This is a genomic window from Streptomyces sp. NPDC052114, assembly GCF_040680155.1.
Classification (GTDB): Bacteria; Actinomycetota; Actinomycetes; order Streptomycetales; family Streptomycetaceae; genus Streptomyces.
On record NZ_JBFAWC010000014.1, the window covers coordinates 128,927 to 151,950 of the forward strand.

General features: G+C 73.1%; 13 protein-coding genes. All 13 read right to left on the reverse strand.

What is annotated here, in order from left to right; all coding sequences use genetic code 11:
* Positions 1 to 84 precede the first annotated feature (84 nt).
* The 13 genes from AB0L89_RS28820 to tal all read right to left on the reverse strand — a co-directional run bounded on the left by AB0L89_RS28820 (position 85) and on the right by tal (position 22,995).
* Positions 85 to 1,485 (reverse strand): MDR family MFS transporter, encoded by a 1,401-nt coding sequence (locus AB0L89_RS28820; RefSeq protein WP_365146939.1) that lies wholly within the window; start codon positions 1,483 to 1,485, stop codon positions 85 to 87.
* Positions 1,482 to 11,447 (reverse strand): amino acid adenylation domain-containing protein, encoded by a 9,966-nt coding sequence (locus tag AB0L89_RS28825; protein WP_365146942.1) that lies wholly within the window; start codon positions 11,445 to 11,447, stop codon positions 1,482 to 1,484. Before AB0L89_RS28825 ends, AB0L89_RS28820 begins: the two co-directional genes overlap by 4 nt.
* A gap of 1 nt (position 11,448) precedes the next feature.
* Complete coding sequence (locus tag AB0L89_RS28830; RefSeq protein WP_365146944.1) at positions 11,449 to 12,234, reverse strand: ABC transporter ATP-binding protein; 786 nt, start codon at positions 12,232 to 12,234, stop codon at positions 11,449 to 11,451.
* Positions 12,231 to 13,160 carry an iron chelate uptake ABC transporter family permease subunit gene (locus tag AB0L89_RS28835; RefSeq protein WP_365147252.1) on the reverse strand — a complete coding sequence of 310 codons (930 nt, stop codon included), beginning with the start codon at positions 13,158 to 13,160 and terminating at the stop codon, positions 12,231 to 12,233. Before AB0L89_RS28835 ends, AB0L89_RS28830 begins: the two co-directional genes overlap by 4 nt.
* A 62-nt stretch (positions 13,161 to 13,222) precedes the next feature.
* Entirely contained in the window at positions 13,223 to 14,245 is a 1,023-nt protein-coding gene (locus AB0L89_RS28840; protein ID WP_365146947.1) for an iron chelate uptake ABC transporter family permease subunit, read from the reverse strand.
* Positions 14,242 to 15,237 carry an ABC transporter substrate-binding protein gene (locus tag AB0L89_RS28845; RefSeq protein ID WP_365146950.1) on the reverse strand — a complete coding sequence of 332 codons (996 nt, stop codon included), beginning with the start codon at positions 15,235 to 15,237 and terminating at the stop codon, positions 14,242 to 14,244. The genes AB0L89_RS28840 and AB0L89_RS28845 overlap by 4 nt, the downstream gene beginning before the upstream one ends.
* A 163-nt stretch (positions 15,238 to 15,400) precedes the next feature.
* Positions 15,401 to 16,249, reverse strand: a complete 849-nt coding sequence (locus tag AB0L89_RS28850; protein ID WP_365146953.1) for a siderophore-interacting protein — start codon at positions 16,247 to 16,249, stop codon at positions 15,401 to 15,403.
* On the reverse strand, positions 16,246 to 16,485 hold the full coding sequence (locus AB0L89_RS28855; protein ID WP_055703265.1) for a phosphopantetheine-binding protein: 240 nt from the start codon (positions 16,483 to 16,485) through the stop codon (positions 16,246 to 16,248). Before AB0L89_RS28855 ends, AB0L89_RS28850 begins: the two co-directional genes overlap by 4 nt.
* Positions 16,486 to 16,843: 358 nt before the next feature.
* On the reverse strand, positions 16,844 to 17,722 hold the full coding sequence (gnd, locus tag AB0L89_RS28860; protein WP_365146957.1) for a phosphogluconate dehydrogenase (NAD(+)-dependent, decarboxylating): 879 nt from the start codon (positions 17,720 to 17,722) through the stop codon (positions 16,844 to 16,846).
* Between the two features lie 6 nt (positions 17,723 to 17,728).
* Positions 17,729 to 19,387 (reverse strand): glucose-6-phosphate isomerase, encoded by a 1,659-nt coding sequence (gene pgi / locus AB0L89_RS28865; protein ID WP_365146960.1) that lies wholly within the window; start codon positions 19,385 to 19,387, stop codon positions 17,729 to 17,731.
* Complete coding sequence (gene opcA / locus AB0L89_RS28870) at positions 19,380 to 20,330, reverse strand: glucose-6-phosphate dehydrogenase assembly protein OpcA (RefSeq protein ID WP_365146963.1); 951 nt, start codon at positions 20,328 to 20,330, stop codon at positions 19,380 to 19,382. The genes pgi and opcA overlap by 8 nt, the downstream gene beginning before the upstream one ends.
* Complete coding sequence (gene zwf, locus AB0L89_RS28875) at positions 20,327 to 21,862, reverse strand: glucose-6-phosphate dehydrogenase (protein WP_365146966.1); 1,536 nt, start codon at positions 21,860 to 21,862, stop codon at positions 20,327 to 20,329. Before zwf ends, opcA begins: the two co-directional genes overlap by 4 nt.
* Positions 21,859 to 22,995 (reverse strand): transaldolase, encoded by a 1,137-nt coding sequence (gene tal / locus AB0L89_RS28880; RefSeq protein WP_365146969.1) that lies wholly within the window; start codon positions 22,993 to 22,995, stop codon positions 21,859 to 21,861. Before tal ends, zwf begins: the two co-directional genes overlap by 4 nt.
* Between the last annotated feature and the right edge of the window lie 29 nt (positions 22,996 to 23,024).

Genomic DNA, 23,024 nt, shown 5'->3' on the forward strand with positions numbered 1-23,024 from the left:
CGCCGCGGCCTGACGCGAAGCGGCCGGGGCCGGGGCGCCGTGTGCGCCCCGGCCCCGGCCGTGGTCGTTCCCCGGTGGCGTGCCTCAGGCCTTCCCGGGACGGGTGCGCGGCAGCCGTGTGGCGCCGGCGGCGGCGAGCAGGCAGAAGCCGATCACCCACCAGAACGTGTCGGCGAACGCCCAGGAGATCTCCTGGCCGCGGGCGTCGAGACGGCTCTGCAGGACCACGGCGAGCACGCCGGTGCCGAGCGAACCGCCCACGGTGTTCAGGAGGTTGAGCGCTCCGGAGGCCCGCGGGAGCTGCGCCGGTTCGATGCGGCTGTAGACGATGTTCATCACGGGTGCCCCGATCATCGCCATGCCCACGCCCCGTACCGTGAGCGCCGCGGCGATCAGGGCGTCGGAGGGATGGTGGCCGAGCTGGGTGAACGGGACCGTGCCCGCGAGGATCAGCACGATGCCGGTGACGACGAGGGTCCGTGGCGCGACCTTGTCGATGGTGCGGTTGACCAGGACCGATCCGGCCGCCGCGCCGATGCCCTGGGGGGCGAGCAGCAGCCCGGCCTCCAGTGCCGTGAGGTCGCGGCCGGTCTGGAAGTACAGCGGCAGCAGGAACATCGTGCCGAACACCGACGCACCGAGCACGAGCAGCGCGAGCGCGGCGGCGCCGAAGGGCGGCCGGGCGAAGAGCCGCGGGTCGACCAGCGGTGTGCGGCTGGTGCGCAGCCCGTGGACGGCGAAGGCGGTCAGCATCGCGAGGCCCGCCGTGATGCCGATCGCGGCCGGCAGGGTGCGGCCGTGGGCGACCTCGGTGAGCCCGTACACCAGCACGGCGAGGCCGGGCGAGAGGAGCGCCGCGCCGCGCAGGTCGAACGGCGTCCGCCGCGGGGCGGGCGGCACCTGGGGCACGTACCGCCGCGCGAGCAGCGCCGCGACCGCGCCGATCGGCAGGTTGACGAGGAACAGCCACGGCCAGGACGCGACACCGAGGATGGAGCCGCCGACCAGCGGGCCGAGGACCGGCGACAGGAGCGGGACGACCGACACGATGCTGATCACCCGGCCCATGCGCTCGCGTCCCGCGACGCGGGCGAGCAGCGCCTGCCCGGTCGCGGGCAGCATGCCGCCGCCGAGCCCCTGGATCACCCGGAACACGATGAGGCTGGTCGCCGACCAGGCCAGCGCGCACAGCGCCGAGCCGAGCAGGAACACGCCCACGGCCGCGAGCCAGGTCCGCCGTCCGCCGAATCGGTCGGCGAGCCAGCCGGACGCGGGCACGGCGGCCACCACCGCCAGCAGGTAGGCGGTGGAGACCCACTGGATCTCGCTGACGGAGGCCCCGAACTCACCGGCCAGGGTGTCGATGCCGACGCTGACGATCGTGGCGTCCACCGTGGCCATGAAGGTGCCGAGGACGAGGATGAACGCGATGCGCAGCAGCGCCGCGTCGACCTTCGTCTCCGCCGGTGCGGTCTTCTCGCTCACGGGCGCTCCAGGAGGTCGCGCACGTCGGAGTCGAGCCGGTCGCCCAGCGTCCGCAGCAGGCCGACCAGTTCGTCGGCGAGCCCGTCGACGTCCACGCCGGCCCGGTGCGCGAGCACGCCGGTCCAGCCGTCGCCGTCCGGCATGACGGTCAGGGTCACCGGGTGGTGGGTGGACTCGCGGAAGCGGGTGCCGACGACGGTGAGACCGGGGGCGGGTGCGCGCAGCCGTTCCGGGTCGACCGGGTAGTTCTCGAACACCACGAGGCTGTCGAAGAGGCGTCGGCGTCCGGTGAGCCGTTCCAGGTCGGTCAGGGCGACGTGGTGGTGTTCCACCAGCCCGCGCTGTCCGGACTGGAGGTCGGCGAGCGTCCGCGCGAGCGTGCCCGCGAGGCGTGCGCGCACGGGCACGGTGTTGGCCAGCAGGCCGATGATCTCCTCGACGCCCGTGAGCTCCGGGGGACGGCAGGCGACCATGGCGCCGAAGCAGACGTCCGTACGGCCGGAGCGGCGGGCCAGGAGCACCGACCAGGCGCCCTGCACCAGCGTGTTGGGCGTCAGGCCGCGCCGTGCGGCGAGCTCGGTGAGCCCGGCCACGAGCGCCGCGTCGAACGTGATGATCTCGGGCTCCTGCCAGGCGGCGCCGGGTTCAGTGTCGCCCACCAGGTAGTCGCCCTCGGGCAGGCCGTCCAATTCTGCTTCCCAGGCGGCCAGTTCGGGCTCGTGGTCGGTGCGCCAGCGCAGGTAGTCGCCGAACGGCACGGGGGCGGGCAGATCCGCTTCCCCGCCCCGGGCCTCGGCGGTGTAGAGCGCGAACAGTTCGGTGAGGATCCGCGGGGCCGACCAGCCGTCGGACAGGACGTGGTGGGTGGTCAGGACCAGGTCGGCGAGGTCGGGGCCGCGCCGGATCACGGTCAGGCGGACGAGCGGGCCCTCGGCCAGGTCGAAGGGTTCGCCGAGGTCGGCGGCGAGCACCTCGTCGGCGGGTCCGTCGGACACCCGGAAGTCCGGCCGGGGCGCCTCGGGGATCACCGCGAGGTCGGCGGGGAACACCGCGCCCAGGTTCGGGTGACGGGCCAGCAGGCCGTCTCCGGCGGCGCGCAGGGCGTCGACGTCGAGCGGACCGGCGAGCGAGAACGTCGACTGCACGGTGTACGGGTCGGGGCGCTCGGTGCGCGAGTGCCGCAGCATCACCTCCTGGAGCGGGGTGAGCGGCTGCACCTCGGCGACCGGCCGGCCGCCGTCGAGGGCCTCGATCTCCGGTGCGGCGGCGACGTGCGCTGCCGCGCTCCGCAGGTGCCCGGCGAGCTCCTCGATCTCGTCGGCCGTGAACAGCGCCGACGGCCAGGTGACGCGGATGCCGAGCGCGTCGTCGCGCACCAGGGCGTTGACCATCAGGGCGTGTGGCAGCGGCAGTTCGCCGGTGCCGCCCGAGCCGAGCGGGTCGGCGTCCGGGGCGGGCTGCCACGGCGTCTCCTCGGTGGGGGCACCGGGGAACTGGCCGAGGTAGTTCCAGGCGACCTCCGGTGCCACCGGGTCGAGCAGCCCGGCGGCGGTGAGGATGCCGTGGCCGAGGCCGTCGCCCTGGGCGCGCAGCCGTTCGCCGACCGCCCGCACGTCGTCGTCCGCGTGGAGGCGTACGGGGTGGACGGCGGTGAACCAGCCGACGGTCTGGGACAGGTCGACCTGGGTCGGGCGGCCGTGGCTCTCCAGGGCGACGAGCAGCTCCCCCGTGCCGCGCCAGTCGCGTACGGCCCGGGCGAGCACCGTGAGCAGCGCGGCGTCGGGCGTGGTGCGGTGGGCGGCGGGCAGGGTCGTGATCAGGGCGCGGGTGACGGCGGTGTCGAGCCACAGCTCGTGGTGCGTCGCGGTGGCGGCGGTGTCCCTGGCGGGGTCGAGCGGCCGGGTGAGCGCCGGGGTGGCGGTCATCCGCCGCCAGTGGGCCAGTTCGGCGCTCCGGTCGGTCTCGCGCAGGGTGCGCGCCCAGCCGAGGAAGGACTGGCCGTGCCGGGTCAGTTCGCCGCCGTCGTGGGCGTGCCGCAGGTCGTCGAGGAGGATCCGCCAGGACACGCCGTCGACGACGAGGTGGTGGGCGATCAGGACGAGCCTGCCGGGGCGTGCGGGTCCGGCGTCCACCCATACGGCGCGCAGCAGCGGGCCGGTGCGCGGGTCCATCGACGCGAGGGCCTTCGCGACCTCGGCGTCGACCAGGTCGCGCGGCTCGTCCGCCGTGCGTACGCAGGTCAGTACGTCGACTCCGGTCACGGCGCCGACCGGCGGAATGCGCAGGGCGTCGTCGGTCAGGTGGGCGCGGAGCGCGTCGTGCCGGGCCAGGAGCGCGTCGAGGGTGGCCCGCCAGGTGGTCTCGTCGCCGCCGGGCGGGACGCAGATCTCCACCCACTGGCAGAAGCCGTCCGCGGCGGCGCCCGAGCGGCGCAGCAGGTCCCGCATGATCGGGGTCAGCGGCGCGTCGCCCGCCACGGGCGCCGAACCGCCGTCCAGGGCGCGGGCCCTGGCCGCGATCCCGGCGACCGTCTCGCCCTCGAACACGTCGCGGGCGGTCAGTCCGAGGCCCTTGCGGCGGGCCCGCGAGACGACTTGGAGCGAGACGATGCTGTCGCCGCCGATGGTGAAGAAGTCGTCGTCGGGGCCGATGTCGTCGGTGCCGAGGACGTCCCGGAAGACGCCGAGGAGCACCGCTTCGGCCTCGGTGGCGGGTTCGCGTCGCGCGGTGGCGGCGATCTCGGGGGCGGGCAGCGCGGTGGGGTCGAGCTTGCCGCCGGGGGTCAGCGGCAGCCGGTCGATCTCCACGAGCGCCGTCGGCACCATGTGGTCGGGCAGTTCACCGGCGACGTACGCGCGCACCTGTGCGGTGTCCAGGTCGGCGCCGTCGGTGGGGATGACGTAGCCGACGAGGCGGTCCTCGCGCACGATCACCGCGCTGGCGCGGACGTCGGGGTGGCGGGTGAGCGTGGACTCGATCTCGCCGAGCTCGACGCGGAAGCCGCGCACCTTCACCTGGTGGTCGACGCGGCCGAGGAACACCAGCTGTCCGTCGGCGCGCCAGCGCACGAGGTCGCCGGTGCGGTACATCCGTTCGCCGGGGGCGCCGTACGGGTCGGCGACGAACCGCTCGGACGTCAGGCCGGGGCGGCCGAGGTAGCCGCGGGCCACGCTGGGGCCGCCGAGGTAGAGCTCACCCGTCACGCCGACGCCGACGGGCTGGAGTCCGCCGTCCAGGACGTAGGCGCGGACGTTGGGATCGGGGCGGCCGATGGGCAGCGGGCCCTCGTCGTCCGCGTCGTAGTGCCAGGTCACGGAGTTGATGGTGACCTCGGTGGGGCCGTAGGCGTTGAAGAGCGCCTTGCGGCCGGTGCCCCAGCGTCGCGCGAGGGCCGGGTCGAGCCGTTCGGCGCCGACGACGAAGAACACGTCGGAGGGGACGGTGCGGTCGTCGGGCATCGCGGCGAGGAACGACGGCAGGAGGTTCACTCCGGTGACGCGGTGCTCGGCGATGTAGTCGAGCAGTTCGTCGCCGGGGACGCGCACTTCCTCGGGGGCGATGACGGAGGTGCCGCCGGACAGCAGCGGGACCATCGTCTGCCAGAACGCGACGTCGAAGCTGGTCGACGCGAAGTGCAGGTACCGGTCGTGCTCGGTGACGCCGACGACCTCCTCCTGAAGGGAGATCAGGTCGGGCACGCCGCGGTGGGTCACGCCGACGCCCTTGGGGCGTCCTGTGGTGCCCGAGGTGTAGATGACGTACGCGAGCGCGTCGTCGGTGAGCCGGGCGCGCGCCCGCGCCGGGTCGGTGTCCGGGACGTCGGCGAGCGTGGCCGGGTCGTCGAGCCGCACCACGGGGATGTCGCGGTCGCTCGGCACGTCGGCGCCGGTCGTCACGGCGGCCGCCGGGACGATGTCGTCGATCATGTACGCGAGGCGCTCGCGCGGGTAGCTCGCGTCCATCGGGACGTACACGGCACCGGCCTTGGCCACGCCGAACAGCGCGACGGTCATCTCGATGTCGCGGCCGAGCAGCACCGCGACCGGGTCCTGGGGGCGGACCCCGCGCGCGATCAGGGCGTGGGCCAGGCGGTTGGCCTGCCGGTCCAGTTCGGCGTAGCTCAGGCTGCGGTCGCGGCAGACCAGTGCCTCGGCGTCGGGCTTGCGGTCGACCCAGGCGGCGAACTCCGCCAGCCAGGGGCCGCGCGGCTTGGCGGGGACGACCTCGGTGCCGGTGCGCAGCATCCGCTCGCGCTCGTCGGCGTCGAGCGCGGGCAGCGCGAGCGCGGGCCGTGCCGGGTCCTCGACGATCTCGCGCAGGAGGTGGTGCAGCCAGCGGCCGTAGTCCCGCACGGTCGACTCGGCGAACGCCTGCGGCTGGTAGCCGAGGCCGATGGTGATCTCGTCGTCGGGGATGACGATGACGGTGAGCGCGTAGTGCGTGGCGTCGGTGATGTCCACGCCGGCCAGGTCGAGGCCGGGGGCGAGGGGGGTGCGCTTCCGGCTGGACAGCGGGAAGTTCTCCATCACCAGCATGGTGTCGAAGAGTTCGCCGACGCCGACCATGCGCTGGATCTCGGGCAGGCCGACGTGGTGGTGCTCGGCCAGCGCCACGCTCTCGGCGTGAATGTCCGCCATGAGGTCGCGGGCCGTGCGGTCCTGGGTGTGGCGCACGCGCACCGGGATGGTCGTGCCGAGCTGGCCGATCATCGACTCCACTCCGTCGACCTCGGCGGGCCGTCCGGAGACCGGGCAGCCGAAGACGACGTCGCGGCGCCCGGTGAGCCGGCCGAGGAGCAGGCCCCAGGCGGTCTGGAGGACGGTGGTGAGGGTGACGCCCTGTGCGCGGGCGAAGGCCCGCAGCCGGTCGCTGAACTCCTCGCCGAGGCCGACGCTCACACGGCCGGGCCGCTCGACGGCGGTCCCGACACCGGCGGGTGCCAGGCGCGTGGCCTCGTCGACACCGGCGAGCGCGTCGCGCCAGGCGGTCAGCGATGCCTCGCGGTCGCGCCCGGCCAGCCAGCGGAAGTACTCCTGCAGCGGCGCGGCGACGGGCGCGGCGGGGCCGCCGCCCAGTTCGGCGTAGATCGCGAGCAGGGTGCGGCCGACGATCGGCATCGACCAGCCGTCCAGCAGCGCGTGGTGGTTGGTGATGACCAGCCGGTGCTCGGCCGGGCCGACGCGGGAGAGCAGGAAGCGGATGAGCGGGGGGCGCGCCGGGTCGAAGGGGCGTGCCAGTTCGGCGCGTACGGCCTCTTCGAAGTCGTCGTCCCGGCGCCAGTCAAGGGCGACCTCGGTGGGGATGACCTGCACCACGTCGTCCCCGGCGGTGCCGAGGTACACGCGCAGCGCCGGGTGGCGGCGCAGGAGTTCGCGCGCGGCCTCGGCCATGCGGTCCGCGTCCAGCTCGCCGACGAGGGTGGTCACGGCCTGGACGACATAGACGTCGGTGTCCTGGTCGTCGCGGACCAGGGTGTGGAAGGAGAGGCCGACCTGCAGCGGGGTGGCGGGCAGGACGTCGGCGAGGGGGCCGGTGCGTTCGAGGGTGCCGATGGCGGCCTGGTCGAGGTCGACGAACGGCAGGTCGGAGGGGGTGAGCCCGCCGGTGGTGTGCCGGGCGTGCGCGGCCAGGGTCTCCAGGGCGGCGGTCCAGGCGGCCTGGAGGGCGGCCACGGCGTCGGTGCCGAGCACCTTGGTGGCGGCCGTCCACTCGACGGCGAGGCGGGGCGCGCCCTCCTCGTGGACGAAGCAGTTGAGGGCGAGGACCTGCTCCAGGGCCTTGGCGTCGGGTTCGGTCACCGCGAAGGCGTCCTCCTCCGGCAGGCGCCAGCCGGTGCCGGGCAGCGCGGCGAACCGGCCCAGGTAGTTGAGGAGCACGTCCGGCACCGGGGTGGCCGCGAGGTCGGGGCCCGCCACCGGGTCGAGGTGGCGCAGGACGCCGTAGCCGACACCGCCGTCGGGGACGGCGCGCCGGGCCTCCTTGGCGGCGCGCAGCAGCTGCCCGGTGTCGCCGGACGCGGGCACGCGCACGGGGTACTCGCTGGTGAACCAGCCGACCGTGCGGGCCAGGTCGAGGTGTTCGCGGCCGTGGCCCTCCATCGTGACGGTGAGCGCGTCGCCGCCGACGCCCCAGTCCCGCAGGGTGAGCACGAGCGCGGCGAGGAGCACCTCGTCGACGCCGGCGCGGTAGGCCGCGGGCAGGGTGGTCAGGAGCGCGTCGGTGACCTCCGGGGAGGCCACGGTGACCGACCGGTGGGCGGTGGCGACGGTGTCCTGCGCCTGGTCGAGCGGGCGGTCGCCGACGCGGGCGGCGGCGTCCAGCGCGGTGCGCCAGTGGTCGAGTTCGCCGCGCCGGGCGCCGGAGGTGCCCTGTTCGGCGAGGAGCGTGGCGTGCCGGCGCCAGGACGCGCCGGCCGCCTCCAGGGTGCCGCCGGTGCAGGCCGTGTGCAGGTCGGGCAGCAGAACGCGCCAGGACACGCCGTCCATGGCGAGGTGGTGCACGACGACGACCAGGCGGTCCTCGCCTCCGTCGCCGGTGCGGACCAGGGCCGCGCGCAGCAGGTCGCCCGAGCGGGGGTCGAGCTGGCCCGCGAGGCGCTCGGCCACGGCGGTCACGTCCTCGCCGTGGACCTCGTCGACGACGGCGGGCACCGCCCCGCGGGGCAGCACCTCCAGACCGTCGCCCACCCGCAGGCGCAACGCGTCGTGGTGGTCGAGCACGGTGCGCACGCCCGACACGAGGTCGTCGTGGGCGAGTCCGGACACATGCAGGGCGGTCCACTGGGCGTATCCGGCGACGGTGTCGACGTCGGGGTGCGGGTCGAGCAGGCCGCGCACGATGGGAGGCGCGGGCACCGGGCCCGTCGGGTCGTCCGCCGGGCCCGTGGTGTCCTCGACGAGGGCGGCGGAGGCGGCGAGCGCGGCGAAGCTGCGGCGCGCCAGCAGGTCGCGCGGCCGCAGTTCGAGGCCCTTGGCGCGCAGCCGGCTGCTGATGGTGATCGCGGTGATGCTGTCGCCGCCGAGGGCGAAGAAGTCGTCGTCCACGCCGACGCGTTCGAGCTCGAAGACCTCGGCGAGGACGGCGCACAGCAGCCGTTCGCGGTCGGTGCTCGCCTCCCGGCCGCCGCCGGCGGCGGCGGGCGCGGGCAGGGCCGCGCGGTCGAGCTTGCCGTTGGGCGTGAGCGGCAGTGCGTCGAGGACGACCACCGCGGCGGGGACCATGTGGTCGGGGAGCCGCTCGGCGAGGTGGGCGCGGACCTGTTCGCCGGTGACCGCGGCGGACACGACGTAGCCGACGAGGCGGCCCGCGCGGATCGTGGCGGCCGTGGCGGTGACGCCGGGGACCGCGCCGAGCGCGGCCTCGACCTCGCCGGTCTCCACGCGGTGGCCGCGGATCTTGACCTGTCCGTCGCCGCGGCCCAGGTACTCGATGCCGCGTCCGGGCAGCCAGCGGACCAGGTCGCCGGTGCGGTACATCCGCTCCCCCGGCGCGCCGAAGGGGTCGGCGACGAACCGCTCGGCGCTCGCGCCGGGCCGGCCGAGGTAGCCGCGCGCCAGGTGCGGCCCGGCCAGGTACAGCTCGCCCGCCGTGCCGTGCGGCACCGGCTGCAGCGCGCCGTCCAGGACGTAGGTCCGGGTGCCCGCGAGCGGCAGGCCGATGGTCGGCTCGTCGCCGGTGATCCGCGCGGTGGTGGCGTCGACGGTCGCCTCGGTGGGGCCGTAGATGTTGCGGGCGTTGATCCCCGAGGCGACGATCCGGCGCCACAGGGCGGGCGGGGTGGCCTCGCCGCCGAGGACGAGGAGTGCGGGGCGCCGCTCCAGGAGGCCGCCGTCGATCAGCGGGACGGCCATCGAGGGCGTGGTGTCGACGACGTCGATGCCGTCGCGGGCGTACGCGGCCAGCAGCGCGTCGGCGTCCCGGATGGTCTCGGCGTCGTAGACGTGCAGTTCGTGCCCGCACAGCAGCCACATCAGGTGGTCGAAGGCGGAGTCGAAGGCGAAGGAGTACGTGTGGGCCACGCGCAGCGGCCGGTCCTCGGTCCGTGCGGCCTCGGCGACGACGGTGGCGCGCTGGTGGTGCAGGAGCGCGGCGAGTCCGCCGACGCGGCCGAGGACGCCCTTGGGGCGGCCGGTGGAGCCTGAGGTGTGGATGACGTAGGCGAGGTGCTCGGGGTGCCGGAGGGCGGCCAGTTCGCCCGTGGTCAGCGGCGCGCCGGACAGCGGTGCGGCCTCGTCGAGCAGGGTGGTCCAGGGCAGTCCGTCGACGGCGCCGTCGGTGAGGACGAGCGCGGGGCGGGTGTCGTCGATCAGTTCGCGCAGCCGCTCGGGCGGGTGCGCGGCGTCCAGGGGCAGGAACCCGGCGCCGGCGTCCATGACCGCGAGCAGGGCGATCACGGAGTCGGCGGAGCGCGGGAGGGCGAGGGCCACGATGTCGTCGGTGCCGATGCCGCGGGCCCGCAGCGCGCGGGCGACGCGGTGCACCCGGTCGGCCAGCTCGCCCGTGGTCAGGCGCACTTCCCCGCCGACCAGGGCGATGCGGTCGGGGTCGGCGGCGGCCAGCGCGGCGAAGGCGGACGGCACGTCCTGCGGGGTGCCGGGCAGCGCGGGCGGCGCCCACTGCTCCAGGAGCGCGGGCACGTCGTCGGCGAGGGCGATCCGTCCCAGGGGCCGGCCGTCGACGAGCCCGGAGACCAGGGCGCGCAGCCCGGACAGCTTGGCGTCGACCATGGACTGGTCGGTGCCGCGGGCGTCGACCTCGAAGCCGAGGAGCAGGCCGCCGTCGCGGGTCGGCAGGACGCTCAGGCCCATGTCCTCGGGCGGGCCGCCCGCGACGTTGCGCATGACGCCGGTGGCGCCGGCGAAGTCGATGGAGAGGTCGAACGCCTTGAGGTTGATGCCGCGTCCGTGCAGCAGCGCGCCCGCGCCGGGCACACCGAGGTCGCGCGGCAGGTCCTCGCCGCGGTAGCGCTGGTGGTCGCGCATCTCCTTCATCGCGTCGGCGACGCGGCGGGCGAGTGCGCCGAGACCGTCGCCGGGGTGCACGGTCACGCGCAGCGGCAGCACGTTGACCGCCATGGCGGGGGTGCGCAGTTCGGTCGAGCCGGTGCGGCACATCAGCGGCAGCGCGAACACGACGTCGGTGCGGCCGAGCATCCGGTGCAGGAACGCGGCGTATCCGGCGATGAGCGCCTCGCCCCAGGTGACGCCCTCGCGGTCGGCGAACGCCCGCAGCCGGGCGGTCTCCTCGGGCGGCAGGACGGCGCGCGCGGTCAGGGTGGCGTCCGGCGGGCCCGCCGCCGTGTCGGCCTCGCCGAGGTCGGGCAGCGGCGTGAACCGCTCGACCCAGTACGCGCGGTCCTCGGCGAACCGCTCGCTGTCGCGGTAGGCCCGGTCGGCGGCGACGAGGTCGGCGAAGGCGCCGAAGGTCGAGGGGCGCGGCTCGACGCCGTCGACCAGCGCGGTGTAGCGGGCGGCGGTGCGGCGGGCGAGCATCGCGGCGGTGTAGCCGTCGAAGATCAGGTGGTGGCCGAGCTGGGTGTACCAGACCTCGCGCTCGGAGAGCCGGATGACGGTGCGCGAGTAGAGCGGGCGGTCCTCCATGCCCCGGCAGGCCTCGGCCGTCCTGGCCCGCTCGGCGACGACGAACGCCTCCGCAGCGGCGGCGGGGTCGGCCTCGCCGCCGAGGTCCACCACGCGGGGTGCCTGGACGGGCTCGTCGGCGACGAACTGGCGCGGCCCGTGAGGGGTGTCGCGCACCCGCAGCCGCAGTGTCTCGGCCTCCTCGGTGGTGGCCCTGACCGCTTCGACCAACGCGTCCACGTCGACCGGCTCGTCGCCGGATATCTCCACCACGTCGCCGACCACGTAGTACGGCGAGTCCGGTTCGAGCCGCTGCGCGTTCCAGATGCCCAGCTGGGCGCTGGTCAGGGCGAGCAGTCCGTCCGAGGACACGATGGTGCTCAACTCACTCTCCTTGCAGTGTGGGGACGACCATCGGCGTGTCCGTCACCGGGTCGGGGATGATGACGTTCGGCAGGTCGAAGACGTCCTTGATCAGGGCGGCGTCCACGATGTCCGTGGGGTCGCCCTCCGCGATCACGCGGCCGTCCTTCATGGCGACCAGGTGGTCGGCGTACCGGCAGGCCTGGTTGATGTCGTGGAGGACGGCGATGACCGTGCGGCCCTGATCGCGCAACCCGGCCAGCAGGCCGAGCAGTTGGTACTGGTGGGTGATGTCCAGGAAGGACGTCGGCTCGTCGAGGAGCAGATAGGGCGTCTCCTGGGCGAGGACCATGGCCATCCACACCCGCTGCCGCTGTCCGCCGGACAGCTCCTGCACGGGCCGGTCGGCCAGGTCGGTGACGCCGGCGGCGGCCATCGCCTCGACGACGGCGTCCTCGTCGTGCTTGGACCACAGGGCGAGCAGCGACTGGTGCGGGAAGCGCCCGCGGCCCACCAGCTGGCGGACCTTGATGTCGTCGGGGGCCTGCGGGTCCTGCGGCAGGAAGCCGAGCTGCTTGGCGAGCGCCTTGGCGGGGTAGCCGCCGACGTCGCGGCCGTCGAGCTCGACGTGTCCGTCGTCCGGGCGCAGCAGGCGCACCAGCGCGCGCAGCAGGGTCGACTTTCCGCAGCCGTTGGGTCCCACGATGGCGGTGAACGCGCCGTCGGGGACGTCGAGGCTCAGCCGTGTGGACACCACACGGTCTCCGTAGCGCAGGGTGATGTCCCGCGCGGTCAGGCGTGCGCTCACGCGCGCCTCACCTCCTTGGTCAGCAGCCAGATCAGGTAGCAACCGCCGATCGCGGTGCTCACCACGCCGACGGGCAGCGCGACGGGCGCGAGCAGCATCTGGGCGATCAGGTCGGCGCCCAGGAGCAGTACGGACCCGGTCAGCGCGGCCGGCAGCAGCGGTACGCCCGCGGCACCCGCGAGCCGGCGGCCGATCTGCGGGGCGGCCAGCGCGATGAACGCGATGGGTCCGGCCACCGCGGTCACCGTGGCCGTGCAGCCGACGCCGACCAGGACCATCAGGAGCCGCAGCCGGTCGAGGCCGACGCCGGTGGTCACGGCGATCGCGTCGCCGAGCGAGGCCTGGTGCATGGCGTGGGCCCGCGTGGCCATCAGGACGAGCAGGACGGCGATCACCGTGAAGGGGATCCCCAGGTCCGACCAGCCCACGCCGTTCAGCGATCCGGCGCTCCAGCCGACCGCGGCGATCGCGACCTCCAGGTCGGCGCGGAGCACGATCCACGAGTTGATCGCGGTGACCATCGCGTTGATGGCGATGCCGATGACGACCAGGCGCAGTCCGGAGAAGCCCTTGTCGAACGAGAGCAGGTAGATGGCGGCCGCGACGACGAGCCCGCCGAGCACCGAGCCGACGGCCAGTTGGGCGGAGGTGCCCGACAGGACGGTGAGGGCGACCAGGGCGCCGGTGTAGGCGCCCGCGTCGAGTCCGATGACGTCGGGGCTGCCCATGGGGTTGCGGGTGAGGTTCTGGAAGATCGCTCCGGCCACGCCGAGCGCGGCGCCGAAGACCAGTCCGGCGAGCACCCGCGGCAGCCGCCAGTCGGAGATCACCACGGAGGGCTCCGCGCCGGTCAGGGCGGCGAGCACCTCTTGAGGGCTGGACCAGGACGCGCCGTAGCAGAGCCCGGTGAGGGCCAGGGCGAGCATGAGGGCGCCCAGCACGGCGACGAGGACGACGGTGCGGCGTTCGGCCCGGAATCCGTATGCGTTCACAGCGACCCCGCCCCGTAGCGTCGGACGGCCCAGATCAGCATCGGGCCGCCGAGGAACGCGGTCACGATGGCCACCGGCACCTCGCCGGTGGGCAGCAGCACCCGGGACCCGATGTCGGCGATCAGGAGCAGGATCGGTCCGAGCACCATCGTGTAGAGCATCAGCCAGGGCACCGAGCCTCCGGCGGGCTTGCGGACCAGGTGGGGCACGATCAGTCCGACGAACAGGATCGGCCCGGCCACCGCCGTCGCCGCCCCGCTCAGCACGGTGATCAGGACGAGGGTGAGGACGCGTACGCGCGTCACGCTCGCGCCGAGGGTGTGGGCCACGCTCTCGCCGAGGGAGAGGGCGTTCAGCGCGCGACTGAGCAGCAGCGCGCCGACCAGGCAGACGCCGATGGCGGTCAACGGCAGGGCCAGCGGCGCCTGTTCGCGGGCGGCGAGGGAGCCGACCGACCAGAACCGGTACACGTCGAAGGTGTCCGGGAGCATCAGGCGCATGCCCAGCGCGACGCCGTTGAGGATCGCGGTGAGGGCGACGCCGGTGAGGACCAGGCGCAGCGGCGAGCGGCGTCCGACGGCGGCGACGAGCAGCGCCGCCAGCACGGATCCGACGACGGCGCAGCCCAGTTGGCCGCCCTGCCCGGCGGCCAGGCCGAGCCCGGAGCCGACGGTGATGGCGAACCCGGCGCCCGCGGTGACCCCGAGGATGCCGGGCTCGGCCAGCGGGTTGCGGGCCAGCGTCTGGATGAGCGCGCCCGCCACCGCGAGGGCGGCGCCCACGGCGATGGCGAGCAGCGCGCGGGGCGCCCGGACGTCGCGCACGATGACGTGTTCGTCGGTGCCCTGGTAGTCGAGCAGCGCGCGCACGACCTCGGTCGGCGAGATCGAGCGGGCGCCGACGCCGATGCTGAGCACGGCGATCGCCGCCAGCAGCACCAGGCCGCCGACGAGCAGGCCGATCCGGGACCCGTCCCGCCTGCTTCCCGCCGCCTCGGTCGTGCGGCCTGCGACGGTCACCGGTTCAGCAGCGGCGCGAGCGACTTGTCGATCGCGTCCAGGGTCTGCATGGCCTGACCGTAGGTGGCGGCCTCGGTGTAGCGGATCGGGAAGGTCTTCTTGGCCTTGACGGCCGGCAGGTTCTTCCACAGCTTCGAGTCCATGACGTACTTGACGGACTCGGGCACGCTGCCGTCGGCGTTCACGGAGTACGTGATGGCGTCGGCGTCGCCGAGGGCCTCGGGCAGCTCCTCCAGGGAGGGGTACTCGCTGACCGCGCGGGAGCCGGGGCCCTTCTTCTTGACCTTGCCGTAGTACGTGGCGCCGACGTCCTCGGCGACGTTGGTGCCCCAGGAGCCGCCGAACTCGCGCTGGAAGGTGCCCTTGGCGCTCTCGCCGTACGCGCCGACGTGGCCGAGCTTCAGCTCGGGCAGCACCTTCTTGTACTTCTTGGCGAGTTCGGCGGCCTTGGCCTCGTACTTGTCCTGCACGGCGTCGAACTGCTTGAGCGCGCCCGCGGCGTCGGCCTGCTTGCGGGACTGCTCGCGCCACATGGACGGCACGGTCGGGCCGATCGCGACGACCGGGGCGATGGTCTCCAGGCGCTTGACGTCGATGTCGCCGAGGACCGGGGCGGGCACGCCGATGACGATCACGTCGGGCTTGGCCTCGGCGATGGCCTCGTAGTTGGTCTCGGTCGCCAGCTCGCCCGCCACCTTGGGGGTCTTCTTGTAGGTGGCGAGGTCCGTCTTGCTCATCATCGGCTCGCCGCGCTTCCACGACGAGATCCCGACCAGCGGCGCGTGCGCCTCGATCATGACGGGCACGGCGTAGCCGGTGGCGACCACACGCTTCGGGTTCGCCGGGATCTTGATCTTGCCGTTGTCCGCGGCGAACACCCGGGTCTTGCCCTTGCCGGCGTCGTCCGACTTGCCGTCGGACGAGCCGCACCCGGTCGCGACCAGGGCCAGCGCCACGGCGCCTACCACGGCCGACGTTCTGCGTATGGACATGTGATGCTCCTTGTTTCCTCAGCTGCGGCACGCGCTGTCGGCGGCCTGCGCGGCGGGACGGAGGGGACGGCGCGTTCGCCTGTCCGTGCCTTCGTCCGGCCGGTTGGATCGGTGGTTCTGATCGGGGGATCAGGGGTGGAACAGAGGGTGGTTCAGGGGTGGCTCAGTGGTCGTCGTCGAAGTCGGCGACGCCGCGCTTCCAATAGCCGGTGATGTCGTGATCGGCCTTGTCCAGGCGCAGTTCGTCACGGACCCAGCGGCGCAGCGGTTTGATCTGGCCCGCCTCGCCCGCGGCCCACACGTAGACGCGCTCGCCCTCGGGCACGGTCACGGCCATCACGGCCCGCGCCAGGTCCTCGCCGGTGCCGGCGGGACGGTCGCCGCGGTGCAGCCAGCGCACCTCGACGCCCTCGGGCGCGGACAGCTCGATCTGCTCGTCCGCGTCGGTGACCTCGACGAACGCCCAGCCCCGCGCGGTCCTCGGGAGTTCCTCCAGCCAGCGCGCGATGGCGGGCAGGGCCGTGATGTCACCGGCGAGGACGTAGCGGTCGTAGGTGTGAGGGACGATCAGTCCGCCGGGCGGGCCCGCGACGTGGACGGCGGTGCCCGGCGCGACCGCGCGCGCCCAGTCCGAGGCGAGGCCGCCGTCGTGCAGGGCGAAGTCGACGTCGATCTCGGCGGTGGCCGGGTCGTAGCGGCGCACGGTGTACTCGCGCGAGGTGGGCGAGGGGCGCGGCCAGCGCAGCATGGCGCCGTTCTGCTCGGGCAGCCGCAGCGAGCCGTCCGGCTCGGGGAAGATCAGTTTGATGTGCTCGTCGGGCGAGTGCGCCTCGAAGTCCTTGGCACCGGGGCCGCCGAGGGTGACCCGCAGCAGGCCGGAGCCGACCATGGCGGTGCGGACGACCTCGGTCTCGCGGACGCGGATCGGGTAGCCCACCTTCTCGGCGTGGCGGCCCGCCCTGACCTCGGCGATGCGCTCCAGGTGCCGGTGGCGGTGGTCCTCGCGGGTCATGCCGCCCCGCCCGTCAACAGGGCGGTCCAGTGAGCCAGTTCGGGCTGCTCGGCCAGGTCGGGGAACTCCACCGCGGGCGCCCCCGCGGCGCGCCAGCGCTCGATCAGCGTCATGATCCGCATCGAGTCCAGGCCGTGGTCCAGGAGGTTGTCGTCGGGTGCGATCTCGGCGGGGTCGCAGCCGAGCAGCTCCGCGACGTCGGCGCGTATCCGCTCGGCGGACAGGGTCTGGTTCATCGGCTGGGCTCCTGCGAGGATCGGTGACGACAGCGGGGACGGCGCTCCAGGCACCGCCAACGGGCGTACGTCGGGGCGAGTTCGGGGCAGTGACCCCCGCTCTCGTGCACTTCGAGCCGACATGCGCCACCCCCCGTCTGACTAGGCAAGGCTAACCTAACTAACCAGCCAGAGCACATGCAAGTGATCTTCGCGCCGGATACGCAAAAGGCGCCTGAATGGGGCATTTGCCCATCAGGCGCCTTTTGAGGGGAGGCCGAGGAAACGGGAGCCACCTCGCACGCTCCACCGCGTGAGCTACTTCGCGGACTTCGCCGCGTGGGTCACTGGGCGGGCTCCCCCGCGTGAGTCACTTGAGTCACTTCGCGGACTCCACCGCGTGGCCGCCGAACTGGTTGCGCAGCGCGGCGATCATCTTCATCTGCGGCGAGTCGTCCTGACGCGAGGCGAAGCGCGCGAAGAGCGACGCGGTGATCGCCGGCAGCGGGACGGCGTTGTCGATGGCGGCCTCGACGGTCCAGCGGCCCTCTCCGGAGTCGGCCGCGAAGCCGCGCAGCTTCTCCAGGTGCTCGTCGTCGTCCAGGGCGTTGACCGCGAGGTCGAGCAGCCAGGAACGGATGACCGTGCCCTCCTGCCAGGAGCGGAAGACCTCACGGACGTCCGTGACCGAGTCGACCTTCTCCAGGAGCTCCCAGCCCTCGGCGTAGGCCTGCATCATCGCGTACTCGATGCCGTTGTGGACCATCTTCGAGAAGTGGCCCGCGCCGACCTTCCCCGCGTGGACGTAGCCGAAGTCGCCCTCGGGCTTGAGCGCGTCGAAGACCGGCTTGACGCGCGCGACGTGCTCGTCGGAGCCGCCGACCATCAGCGCGTAGCCGTTCTCCAGGCCCCAGACGCCGCCGGAGACCCCGGCGTCGACGAAGCCGATGCCGCGCTCGGCGAGCTCCTCCGCGTGCTTCTCGTCGTCCGTCCAGCGGGAGTTGCCGCCGTCCACGACGATGTCGCCCTCGGAGAGCAGGTCCTTCAGCTCGTCGACGGTGGACTGGGTGGCGGCGCCCGCGGGGACCATCACCCAGACCACGCGCGGGCCCTCGAGCCGCTCGACGAGCTCGGCGAGGGAGGCGACGTCGGAGACCTCGGGGTTGCGGTCGTAGCCGATCACGGTGTGGCCGGCGCGGCGGATGCGCTCGCGCATGTTGCCGCCCATCTTGCCGAGACCGATGAGTCCGAGCTGCATGTCAGTTCACTTACCTTCAGTGGTACGGCCGCGCAGCGCGCGGTAGGTGGCGACCAGGGACTGGGTGGAGGCGTCGAGGCCGGGGACCTCGGCGCCGTCCGTGAGGGCGGGCTCGACGCGCTTGGCGAGCACCTTGCCGAGCTCGACGCCCCACTGGTCGAAGGAGTCGATGTTCCAGACGGCGCCCTGCACGAACACCTTCTGTTCGTAGAGCGCGATGAGCTGGCCGAGGACCGACGGGGTCAGCTCCTCGGCGAGGATCGTCGTCGTCGGGTGGTTGCCCTGGAACGTCTTGTGGGCCACCAGCTCCTCGGAGACGCCCTCGGCGCGCACCTCCTCGGGCGTCTTGCCGAAGGCGAGCGCCTGGCCCTGCGCGAACAGGTTGGCCATCAGCAGGTCGTGCTGGTCCGCGAGCGCGCCGAGCTCCTCGACCGGCCTCGCGAAGCCGATGAGGTCCGCCGGGATCACCTTCGTGCCCTGGTGGATGAGCTGGTAGTAGGCATGCTGGCCGTTGGTGCCGGGGGTGCCCCAGACCACGGGGCCCGTCTGCCACTGGACCGGCCGGCCCGCGCGGTCCACGGACTTGCCGTTGGACTCCATATCCAGTTGCTGGAGGTACGCGGTGAACTTGGAGAGGTAGTGCGAGTACGGCAGCACCGCGTGCGACTGGGCGCCGTGGAAGTTGCCGTACCAGATGCCCAACAGGCCGAGCAGCAAAGGCGCGTTGGCCTCGGCCGGTGCGGTGCGGAAGTGCTCGTCGACGAGGTGGAAGCCGTCGAGCAGCTCGCGGAACGCGGCCGGGCCGATGGCGATCATCAGGGACAGGCCGATGGCCGAGTCGAAGGAGTAGCGGCCGCCGACCCAGTCCCAGAACTCGAACATGTTGGCCGTGTCGATGCCGAAGTCGGCGACCTTCTCGGCGTTCGTCGACAGGGCGACGAAGTGCTTGGCGACGGCCTCCTCGTCACCGAGGGAGGCGAGCAGCCAGGCGCGCGCCGCCGTGGCATTGGTGATCGTCTCGATCGTCGTGAACGTCTTCGACGCGATGACGAACAGCGTCTCGGCCGGGTCGAGGTCACGGACGGCCTCGTGCAGATCGGCGCCGTCGACGTTCGAGACGAAGCGGAACGTCAACTCCCGTGCGGTGTAGGGGCGCAGCGCGTCGTACGCCATGGCGGGCCCGAGGTCGGAGCCGCCGATGCCGACGTTCACGACGTTCTTGATCCGCTTGCCGGTGTGGCCGGTCCACTCCCCCGAGCGGATCCGCCCGGCGAAGGCGGCCATCTTGTCGAGGACGGCGTGCACCTTCGGCACGACGTTCTCGCCGTCGACCTCGATCACGGCGTCCGCGGGGGCGCGCAGGGCGGTGTGCAGCACGGCCCGCCCCTCGGTGGTGTTGATCTTCTCGCCGCGGAACATGGCGTCGCGCTGCCCGAACACGTCGGTGGCGGCGGCCAGTTCCTGCAGCAGGGCGAGCGTCTCGTCCGTGATCAGGTGCTTGGAGTAGTCGATGTGCAGGTCGCCGACCTGGACCGTGTAGCGCTCGGCGCGCTGCGGGTCGGCGGCGAACAGCTCACGCAGGTGGGTGCCCTCGGTCTTGGCCCGGTGGTCCGCCAGGGCGCTCCACTGGGGGCGGCCGGTGAGCGGGAGGTCGGTGTCAGGCATCTGGAACGGACTCCTTGGTGACGGTGGAGCCGGAGGCGTCTCCGTGCAGGGCCACGGCGTACATCTCGTCGGCGTCGAGGCGGCGGAGTTCTTCGGCGATGAGCTCGGCGGTGGAGCGGACCTTCAGGGCGAGGGTGCGCTCGGGCTGGCCGGGCAGGGACAGGGTGGCGAGGGGCCCGTCGGGGCGGTCGATGCGGATCTCTCCACCGGCCGTGCCGAGGCGGACCGCGGTGATGACGGGACCGGCGGTCGTGACGCGCTCGACCGGGACGCCGAGGCGGGTGCCGAGCCAGCGTGCGAGGAGTTCGGCGCTGGGGTTCTCGGCCTCGGACTCGACGGCCGCGGAGACGACGTCGGCGTGCGCCTGGTCGAGGGCGGCGGCGAGCATGGAGCGCCACGGCGTGAGCCGCGTCCAGGCGAGGTCGGTGTCGCCGGGGGCGTAGGAGCCGGCGCGGGTCGCGAGGGCCGCGATCGGGTCCTCGACGGCGTACGCGTCGGTGATGCGGCGGGCGGCCAGCGCGCCCAGCGGGTCCTTGGCGGGGTCGTCCGGGGCGTCGACCGGCCACCACACGACGACCGGGGCGTCGGGCAGCAGCAGCGGCAGGACGACGGAGTCGGCGTGCTGGCCGACCTCGCCGTGCAGGCGCAGGACCACGGTCTCGCCGGTGCCGGCGTCGGCGCCGATCCGGATCTCGGCGTCGAGGCGGTTGCCCTGCCGGTCGCGCGGTGTGCGGGCGGTGCGCTTGATGACCACGAGGGTGCGCGAGGGGTGCTCGCGGGACGCCTCCTGGGCGGCCTTGGTGGCGTCGTACGCGTTCTCCTCGTCGGTGACGATCACCATCGTCAGGACGACGCCCACCGCGGGGGTCCCGATGGACCTGCGCCCCTGCACGAGCGCCTTGTTGATCTTGCTTGCCGTGGTGTCGGTCAGGTCGATCTTCATGGCCTGCGCCAGCTCCGTCCGTCTCGTGCGAGCATCTCGTCGGCTTCCTTGGGGCCCCAGCTTCCCGAGGCGTACCGGGCGGGCGTGCCGTGGGTGTCCCAGTGCGCCTCGATAGGGTCGAGGATGCGCCAGGACTCCTCGACCTCCTCCGTGCGCGGGAAGAGGTTGGCGTCGCCCAGCAGTACGTCCAGGATCAGGCGCTCGTACGCCTCCGGGCTGGACTCCGTGAACGACTCGCCGTACGCGAAGTCCATCGACACGTCGCGGATCTCCATCGACGTGCCCGGCACCTTGGACCCGAAGCGTACGGTCATACCCTCGTCGGGCTGGACGCGGATGACGATCGCGTTCTGGCCGAGTTCCTCGGTGGCCGTGGAGTCGAACGGCGAGTGCGGGGCGCGCTGGAAGACGACCGCGATCTCGGTGACGCGGCGGCCCAGGCGCTTGCCGGTGCGCAGGTAGAAGGGGACGCCCGCCCAGCGGCGGTTGTCGACCTCCAGCTTCACGGCGGCGTAGGTGTCGGTCTTCGACCTCTGGTCGATGCCGTCTTCCTGGAGGTAGCCCTTGACCCGCTCACCCCCCTGCCAGCCCTCGGCGTACTGCGCGCGGACCGTGGATTCGCCCAGGTCGGCGGGGAGCCGCACGGACTTGAGGACCTTGAGCTTCTCCGTCACGAGCGACGCGGCGTCGAACGCGGCCGGTTCCTCCATGGCGGTGAGCGCCATCAGCTGGAGCAGGTGGTTCTGGATGACGTCGCGGGCGGCGCCGATGCCGTCGTAGTAGCCGGCCCGGCCGCCGATGCCGATGTCCTCGGCCATCGTGATCTGCACGTGGTCCACGTACGACCGGTTCCAGATGGGTTCGTACATCTGGTTGGCGAAGCGGAGCGCCAGGATGTTCTGGACGGTCTCCTTGCCGAGGTAGTGGTCGATGCGGAAGACCTGCTCGGGCGCGAAGACGTCGTGGACGATGCGGTTCAGCTCGCGCGCCGACTCGATGTCGTGGCCGAACGGCTTCTCGATGACGGCCCGGCGCCAGGAGCCCTTCGGGGCGTCCGCGAGGCCGTGCCGCTTGAGCTGCTGGACGACCTTGGGGAAGAACTTCGGCGGGACCGAGAGGTAGAAGGCGTAGTTGCCGCTGGTGCCGCGCTTCTCGTCCAGCTCGTCGACGGCCTCGCGCAACTGCTCGAAGGCGGTGTCGTCGTCGAAGTCGCCGGGGATGAAGCGCATGCCCTCGGCGAGCTGCTGCCAGACCTCCTCGCGGAAGGGGGTGCGGGCGTGCTCGCGCACGGAGTCGTGCACGACCTGCGCGAAGTCCTGGTCCTCCCACTCGCGGCGGGCGAACCCGAGGAGCGAGAAGCCCGGCGGGAGCAGCCCGCGGTTGGCGAGGTCGTACACGGCCGGCATCAGCTTCTTGCGGGACAGGTCGCCGGTGACGCCGAAGATGACGAGCCCGGAGGGGCCCGCGACGCGCGGCAGGCGCCGGTCGCGGGGGTCTCTCAGCGGGTTGCGCCAGGCACGGTTCGTGCTCACTTGGTGTCAGCTCCCTTGCCGTTCAGGGCGGTCGCGACGGCGGCGAGCAGGTCGTTCCACGCGCTCTCGAACTTGGCGACGGCCTCGTCCTCCAGCTGCTGGACGACCTCGTCGTAGGAGATGCCGAGACGCTCGACCGCGGCCAGCTCGGCGCGGGACTGCTCGTAGGTGCCGGTGACGGTGTCGCCGTGGATGTCGCCGTGGTCGGCCGTGGCGTCGAGCGTGGCCTCCGGCATGGTGTTCACGGTGCCGGGCGCGGCCAGCTCGTCGACGTACAGGGTGTCCTTGTACGCCGGGTCCTTCACGCCCGTCGAGGCCCACAGGGGGCGCTGCTCGTTGGCGCCGGCGGCGACCAGCTTCGCCGCGCGGTCGGTGGCGAAGACCTGCTGGTACGCCTCGTACGCGAGACGGGCGTTGGCGAGCGCCGCCCTGCCCTTGAGGTCGAGCGCCTCGTCCGAGCCGACCTTGTCGAGGCGCTTGTCGATCTCGGAGTCGACGCGCGAGACGAAGAAGGAGGCGACGGAGTGGATCGTGGAGAGGTCGATGCCGCGCTCGCGGGCCTGCTCCAGACCGGCCAGGTAGGCGTCCATGACGGCCCGGTAGCGGTCGAGGGAGAAGATCAGCGTGACGTTGACGGAGATGCCGAGGCCGATGACCTCGGTGATGGCCGGGAGGCCCGCCTCCGTCGCCGGGATCTTGATCATGACGTTCGGGCGGTCGACGAGCCAGGCGAGCTGCTTGGCCTCGGCGACGGTGGCCGCGGTCTCGTGGGCCAGGCGCGGGTCGACCTCGATGGAGACCCGGCCGTCCCGGCCGTTCGTCGCGTCGTACACGGGGCGCAGGACGTCGGCGGCGGCGCGGACGTCGGCCGTGGTCATCATGCGGACGGCCTCGTCGACGGTGACCTTGCGGACGGCCAGGTCGGCGAGCTGGTCCTCGTAGCCCTCGCCCGAGCCGATGGCGGCCTGGAAGATCGAGGGGTTGGTCGTGACGCCCACGACGTGCTTCTGCTCGATGAGGGCGGCGAGGTTGCCGGACTCGATGCGCGTGCGGGACAGGTCGTCCAGCCAGATGGAAACGCCTTCGTCGGAGAGAGCCTTGAGGGGTGCGACGGCGTTGCTCATGTCGGTCATCTTCTTTCGGACGTGCGGGGTGGGTGGTG

Coding starts and splice junctions, on each gene's coding strand:
- AB0L89_RS28835 (WP_365147252.1), bottom strand. CDS start 13,160: ATGCTCGCCCTGGCCCTCACCGGGCTCTGCTACGGCGCGTCCTGGTCC.
- AB0L89_RS28845 (WP_365146950.1), bottom strand. CDS start 15,237: ATGTCCATACGCAGAACGTCGGCCGTGGTAGGCGCCGTGGCGCTGGCC.
- AB0L89_RS28850 (WP_365146953.1), bottom strand. CDS start 16,249: ATGACCCGCGAGGACCACCGCCACCGGCACCTGGAGCGCATCGCCGAG.
- AB0L89_RS28855 (WP_055703265.1), bottom strand. CDS start 16,485: ATGAACCAGACCCTGTCCGCCGAGCGGATACGCGCCGACGTCGCGGAG.
- gnd (WP_365146957.1), bottom strand. CDS start 17,722: ATGCAGCTCGGACTCATCGGTCTCGGCAAGATGGGCGGCAACATGCGC.
- pgi (WP_365146960.1), bottom strand. CDS start 19,387: ATGCCTGACACCGACCTCCCGCTCACCGGCCGCCCCCAGTGGAGCGCC.
- opcA (WP_365146963.1), bottom strand. CDS start 20,330: ATGAAGATCGACCTGACCGACACCACGGCAAGCAAGATCAACAAGGCG.
- tal (WP_365146969.1), bottom strand. CDS start 22,995: ATGACCGACATGAGCAACGCCGTCGCACCCCTCAAGGCTCTCTCCGAC.